The organism is Chamaesiphon sp. VAR_48_metabat_403, assembly GCF_031422475.1.
Taxonomy (GTDB): Bacteria; Cyanobacteriota; Cyanobacteriia; order Cyanobacteriales; family Chamaesiphonaceae; genus Chamaesiphon.
This window is the reverse complement of sequence record NZ_JANPLS010000173.1, coordinates 1-6,108: the sequence shown is the minus strand read 5'-3', so window position 1 is coordinate 6,108 and position 6,108 is coordinate 1. Positions and strand designations below refer to the sequence as shown.

4 protein-coding genes and 2 pseudogenes are annotated in these 6,108 nt (G+C 43.6%); 5 read left to right on the top strand and 1 reads right to left on the bottom strand.

What is annotated here, in order from left to right; all coding sequences use genetic code 11:
- Positions 1–1,271 (bottom strand): annotated as a pseudogene (locus tag RMO79_RS08300) (recombinase family protein); the annotation flags it as partial.
- A gap of 181 nt (positions 1,272–1,452) precedes the next feature.
- On the opposite strand from RMO79_RS08300, the gene mutT reads away from it, so the two are divergent.
- The 5 genes and pseudogenes from mutT to RMO79_RS08275 all read left to right on the top strand — a co-directional run.
- On the top strand, positions 1,453–1,872 hold the full coding sequence (mutT, locus tag RMO79_RS08295) for an 8-oxo-dGTP diphosphatase MutT (RefSeq protein WP_310482644.1): 420 nt from the start codon (positions 1,453–1,455) through the stop codon (positions 1,870–1,872).
- 183 nt (positions 1,873–2,055) lie between these two features.
- Positions 2,056–2,838 (top strand): NgoPII family restriction endonuclease, encoded by a 783-nt coding sequence (locus RMO79_RS08290; RefSeq protein ID WP_310482645.1) that lies wholly within the window; start codon positions 2,056–2,058, stop codon positions 2,836–2,838.
- 294 nt (positions 2,839–3,132) lie between these two features.
- On the top strand, positions 3,133–4,083 hold the full coding sequence (locus RMO79_RS08285; protein ID WP_310482643.1) for an ABC transporter ATP-binding protein: 951 nt from the start codon (positions 3,133–3,135) through the stop codon (positions 4,081–4,083).
- Between the two features lie 35 nt (positions 4,084–4,118).
- Positions 4,119–5,753 (top strand): hypothetical protein, encoded by a 1,635-nt coding sequence (locus tag RMO79_RS08280; RefSeq protein ID WP_310482642.1) that lies wholly within the window; start codon positions 4,119–4,121, stop codon positions 5,751–5,753.
- Between the two features lie 103 nt (positions 5,754–5,856).
- A pseudogene (locus RMO79_RS08275) lies at positions 5,857–6,108 on the top strand (hypothetical protein); the annotation flags it as partial.

Here is a 6,108-nt window from a genome sequence, read left to right as displayed (position 1 = left end):
AGTTGTCCTAAATTTGGATAGGTTAATGCCATCAGGGTGAGCAATGCGCGCACGCCCGGATCGCTATTTAAGGGTAATTGAGCGTTGAGTGAGGCGATCTGAATTTGGTTTTGGTTGAAAATATCGGTGATGGTGGCGCGCGAAATTCCATCTAAACCGGGGGCGATGATGGCAATATCTCCTGGTGCGACTTTCCCGCTGGTAATCAGTTCGATCGCTTGATGTGCCGTGCGTTTGAGCATTTCCCCACGGGTGCGGGTTTCGATCGCTTCGATACTTGGAGGTAAACTGGGTGTATTCCCAGGATTGAGGACGGCGCGCACGATAAGATCGACGCTAGTGCGGGAAGATCCGGCGGTTAATAGAGTTGTCGGGATTGAATCTAGATAAATGACTTGTCGATCTAGATCGGTTTTAGCACCCAGACAGCGCGACTTTAAACCTAATAAATAATCTGGATCGGCACTCAAACCTAAGCGCACCATCCCATCGGGGTTATAACTAAACGCACCCCATACGCCAGCATCTAATAAAAACTCGCAAATATGTCGCCCGATCGCGGGATAATCGTCCACATCATCGGCTAAAATCGCCCAATACCGATCGCGTAAATGCCGCTGATACTCAGGCTGCGGTAATAAATGCCGCCAATATAATTCCGTCATTATCCCATAAGTCAGCAACCCGCAATCGAGACACCAATCTCGCCACTCGACGGCTAAAGACTCCACGCACTGATAAATTTCCCCCAACTCCATCGCTCCAAATCCCCGCGTCAGAATTTCTGGTAAAGACTCCAACGGCGTGCAAGCATAAGCCGCCAACTGCATTAAATCCAAGATCCGCCGCACGAATCGGTACTCAGAGGGGGCAATTTCGCGCCAGTTGAGGCGTTCGAGCGCGGGTTGCCACAATTTTGTCGCCAGCTCTTGCTCTGTCTCTGGGCGCAATCTGAGCGGAAAGTAGGCAGGTAAATTTAATTTCTGAATCAGGAGCGGATAAAATAAGAACACCTCTTCTTGAATAAACCCGATCGGCGTTTTCGCCAATACTGGATATTTACCATGAGTCTGCGCCATTAAGCGATCGCCAAAATTTCGTTTACTATCATCATTACCCGCCAAAACTAACAGCGGCGCATTCGGACGATCTGGCTTTTCTAGCATATTGCGATCGCCCAACCACTGACAATATCGATCGACTAACGCCCCAGTCTTCCCGCTCCGCGTACCACCTTCAATCCAAATTGCTCTACCGATCGATTTACTCACACCCTATCCAGTACGTAAATATTATTACTAGCATAGATCGATCTGCCCTTTTGGAGGGAATAGGGAATAGTGGATAGTGAATAGTGGATAGTTGCTTCCTCCCAGTCTCCCAGTCTCCCAGTCTCCCCGTCTCCCCGTCCCCCAGTCCCCCCGTCCCCCATCTCCGTACTCCCATCTCCCAATGAACCCAAAACTTCCCCACAAACAAATCGGTGTCGCCCTTATCTGGAATCCAGCCAGACAAATTTTAATCGACAAACGGAAGGCTGGCGGTACAATGGGGGGACTGTGGGAATTTCCGGGCGGTAAAATCGAACCGGGGGAAACGGTTGCTGAATGTATCGTGCGGGAAATCCGCGAAGAATTAGCGATCGAAATTAGCGTTGGCGAGCATTTAATTACGATCGAGCATACATATCCCGCGTTCCAAATTACTTTAATCGTCCATCATTGTCAGCATATCGGCGGCATTCCTCAATCGATCGAATCTGACGAAATTCGCTGGGTAAATGTCAATGATTTGGCTAGCTATCAATTTCCCGCCGCTAATCTAGCAATTATTCATGCTATTGAGTCAGGGGTTAACGGTTCGATCGGGTAAATCTTGTATTTTAGATTAACTCTATTTCTCGCAACTACCCATTCAACACGATCTCTGTATGGTAGACATCAAATACTTTTCGGCTATTGGCAAATATGGCACGTTCGCGCAGCGTCAGTTGTGCTGAATCTCGATAACTCCACTTGGTTTATTTTGTCTTTTTTTACAGGTTGATGTGGTAAAATAGTAAACCTGTCCTCTAAGAATCTATATTCAGTAGCAAATTTAATAAAAGTAATTAGTCATTTAGTCGAAAATTCAATCTCTGACTTGCAAGATCGCAGCAAAGGGAAGAATAGAGTTAACGATTTGGGTGATTCTCTTGAAGCATTCATCAAAGATATTTTTGCAGATACTTTAAGTGAAAGTGACGAAAGTATTCGAGTACAGAAGTATTCGCAAGTATTTTCTTATTTAGGCAATCCTAAGAATCCGCCCGATCTGATTCTTAGAAATAGTGATGCGATTGAAGTAAAGAAAATCGAATCCTTTAGATCGGAAATTTCTCTCAATAGCTCCTATCCTAAATCAAAGCTTTTTGCTGACGATCCAATGATTACGAGAGATTGTCAAGTGGTAGATGGAGGTGAATGGACTAAGGATTTACTTGATATCATCGGTGTTGTACAACAGAAAAAATTAAAGCGTTTATGGCTAATTTATGGTGATTGCTATGCAGCCGACAATCAAGTATATAAAATAATTAAGAATACAATTAACACGGGAGTGGGAGAAATTCCTTTTGTTGAATTTTCTGAAACAAAAGAACTAGGGAGAGTTAACAAAGTCGATCCTTTAGGAATTACTTATCTAAGAATTAGGGGGATGTGGGGAATCTCTAATCCTGTCAATGTCTATGACTATCTAAATATTGACTACAATGAGAAAGTTAATTTACAAGTAATTGCCATTATCACAGCAGAAAATTTTTGTTGCCTTCCCGCCGAATTTTTTCGGTTAGCTTAATTTCTTGTCTCAAATTAGTCCGCGTAGGCGGACTTTGTATCACTAGCGGCGACTTCAGTCGCTGACTAACAAAAAGCGTATTGTCAGTAGGGGTAATTCATGAATTACCCCTACTGAGGGTGTCAGATCCTAATTCAACAACGCCTAAAATTACGAGCCGAAAACCACACGCCTAACTTTACGGAATTGCCAGTCGCAGCAGTGTATTAAGATCGAGTGGAATTTTGCGCTTTAGCGAGATCCTTCCGCTCCAACTGGGTAAGATCGAAATATACGGCACTGGCAATCGGAACAATGGCAACAGAACTCGCAATTCGCACGGAAGATTTAACCAAACAATTCGATCGGCATATCGCCGTACATGGCGTAGATTTAGCTGTGGCGGCGGGCGAGGTCTATGGCTTGATCGGCCCCAACGGTGCGGGTAAGACGACCTTAATGCGGATGCTAGCCACCGCTGAGGAGCCAACGATCGGCGAGATCTATATTAATGGCGAACGGTTGCTGCGCGATCGCAGTAATGCCAATCTCAAACGGTTATTGGGCTATCTTCCCGATGATTTTCCGTTATATGACGATCTGACGGTTTGGGATTATCTCGATTATTTTGCTAGGCTATATAAACTAACTGCCGAACGTCGTCAGCGACGGTTATATGATGTGCTAGAACTGGTACAACTGAGTACCAAACGCAATAGTAAAATTGCCACGCTATCCCGTGGGATGAAGCAGCGATTGAGTTTGGCGCGGACGATTATTCACGAACCGATTTTACTACTTTTAGACGAACCCGTATCGGGCTTAGACCCGATCGCGCGGATGCAATTCCGGCAGATTATTAAGACGCTCCAAGAAGCGGGGATGACGATTTTAATCTCGTCGCATGTCTTGAGTGACTTAGCCGAACTCTGTACTTCGGTGGGAATTATGGAGCTAGGATTTTTAGTTGAAAGTTGCCAGCTTCAAGATCTCTATCAACGCTTGAGCCGCCAACAAATTTTAATTAGTACCCTTGGCGATTTAGAAGCTCTCAAACGCGAACTCAAAGCTAATTCTTTGGTAGCGGATATTGAAATTTTACCTGGTACGAATCAAATTCGGGTCGGGTTTTCAGGTACAGAACAAGATGCAGCGGATTTATTACGATCGCTAATTCACGTTCGGTTGCCGATTACCAATTTTCAATGTACTCAAGAAGATTTAGAAACTATTTTCTTGAAATTAGGACATCAACAGGCTTCGTAAGCTGTACTAAGTAATTAGATGGGAAGGAGCGAACTATGCTAAACAAACTAATCGATCGAGCGGGTGACAATAACCCCCAAATATTCAGAGAACTCAAAGAGCGGCTGACTCCGCGCAACATTGCGATCGCGATTGTCGGAAGCTTAGTAATTCAAGGATTAGTATTATTATACTTTTACGGGCAACTTCCAATCCCCGATTCGTTGAATCCTGTAGATACAAAAATAAATAATCATTACTGTGACTTTTCTTTTAATGAAAAAGACCGCACCTATGACGATCTGTGTAAACTAGATGGAGCTGGACATTTCTTCATTAATTGGCAAAGATGGCAAGTTGATGTTTTTATCTGTTTGAGTTGGATATTTCCATTCGGACTAATTTTAAGCTCGGTTTATATGTTGGTTGCCGATTTAGTTCAGGAAGAAAAACGTGGTACCTTTAACTTTATTCGGCTCAGTCCCCAGTCAGCGAAACAAATATTTGTGGGTAAAATATTGGGTGTACCAATCTTGGTATATATTGCCATAGTATTTATGTTGCCACTGCATTTATATTTAGGATGCAGTGCTGGCGGTAATATCTTATTTTTAGGTAGTTGGTACCTGGCGATCGGATCGTTATGGTTCTTATTAGCTAATGCCGCAGTATTCTATGTCTTACTGGGCGGTCATCAAGCAATTTTAACAACACTTGTAGTCAGTTATCCCGTTTGGATGCTGATAGCTGCAATTAACTCATTCGCTTCAGCAATCGATCCCCGCTTATCAGTTGGCACAGAGGCATCCTGGTTTGGGATTCCGATCGGTAGTAATGCAATTTTATTCTATATTTTTTGGACGATCTGTTATTTAGTAGCTAGTTGTGGGGTGATGCAAGCTTTAGACCGCCGCTATCTCAACCCGACTGCTACCATTATTAGCAAGTCTCAAAGTTATCGCGCCAATCTGGTTTTGCAACTCTGGATTGCTGGCTTTGCGATCCCGATACTTATGGGAAAATCCGAATATTCTTATGAATTTGGCTTGGGTTGGTTGGCAGGTATAGATCTGATTGCATTATCGCTACTAATTCCGCTGCTATTGCCGAATAAGCAAGCGTTACAAGATTGGAGTCGCTACCGTCGCGAACGAGTTACGCAGCAGCATCGTCAGTTTTGGCAACGTGAGCTAGTACAAGATCTCATCTACCACGATAAGAGTCCCGGATTACTCGCGATCGCACTTAATATCGGGATGGCGATGGTCATGTGGATTCCAATCTCGATTCTGATATCATTCAAAAATTTCACTTATGGAATCAACCTTTTGGTAGCAATTGGTTTGATAACTAGTCTGATTTTAATCTACACCACGATCGCTCATTTAGGACTATTTCTCAATGTCAAAAAACGGAAACTTTGGATTACAGCACTCGTCGCAGGGGTAATACTCATGCCGAGTCTGGGTGCTTGGCTATTATCTACAATTCATGCTCCAACTGAATTAGTATCGTTCTTACTATTATTCTCACCATTTGCGGCAATGGGAACCATCCAAGGCGCGGGTGCAAGTATCTTCGCCGCATTTGCCGCTCAGTTAGGGATATTGGTAGTATTGACTCGTCAATTGCAGCGAAAGTTACAAATTAGCGGTCGATCTCAAACTCAAGTATTGACAGCTAATAGTTGAGTAAAGAGATGGGAGTTGGGAGGATTGACAATCCCTGCGTCCCTAGTCCCCCGTTCCCCAATCCCCATTTCAGCAGTAAACATCAGTGAGGTAAATAATTATTATGTTAGACAGATTAATCGATCGAATGGGTGATTCTAACCCGCAAATATTTCGAGAACTTAAAGAACGCTTGACACTGCGAAATATCGGTATTGCAGTTGCAGGTGCATTGGTAATTCAGGTCTTAGTTTTATTGTATTTCAACGGTCAAATTCCGGTTCCCATCCTATCGGATAGTAGCAATACATCGATCCCGAAAGAGATGTATCGGCAGGCTTATAGTAAATACTGTTACTTTAACGAAATTCGCAAT

Bases quoted from the DNA above. Each gene is read 5' to 3' on its own strand.
- mutT (WP_310482644.1), top strand. From the start codon at position 1,453: ATGAACCCAAAACTTCCCCACAAACAAATCGGTGTCGCCCTTATCTGG.
- RMO79_RS08285 (WP_310482643.1), top strand. From the start codon at position 3,133: ATGGCAACAGAACTCGCAATTCGCACGGAAGATTTAACCAAACAATTC.
- RMO79_RS08280 (WP_310482642.1), top strand. From the start codon at position 4,119: ATGCTAAACAAACTAATCGATCGAGCGGGTGACAATAACCCCCAAATA.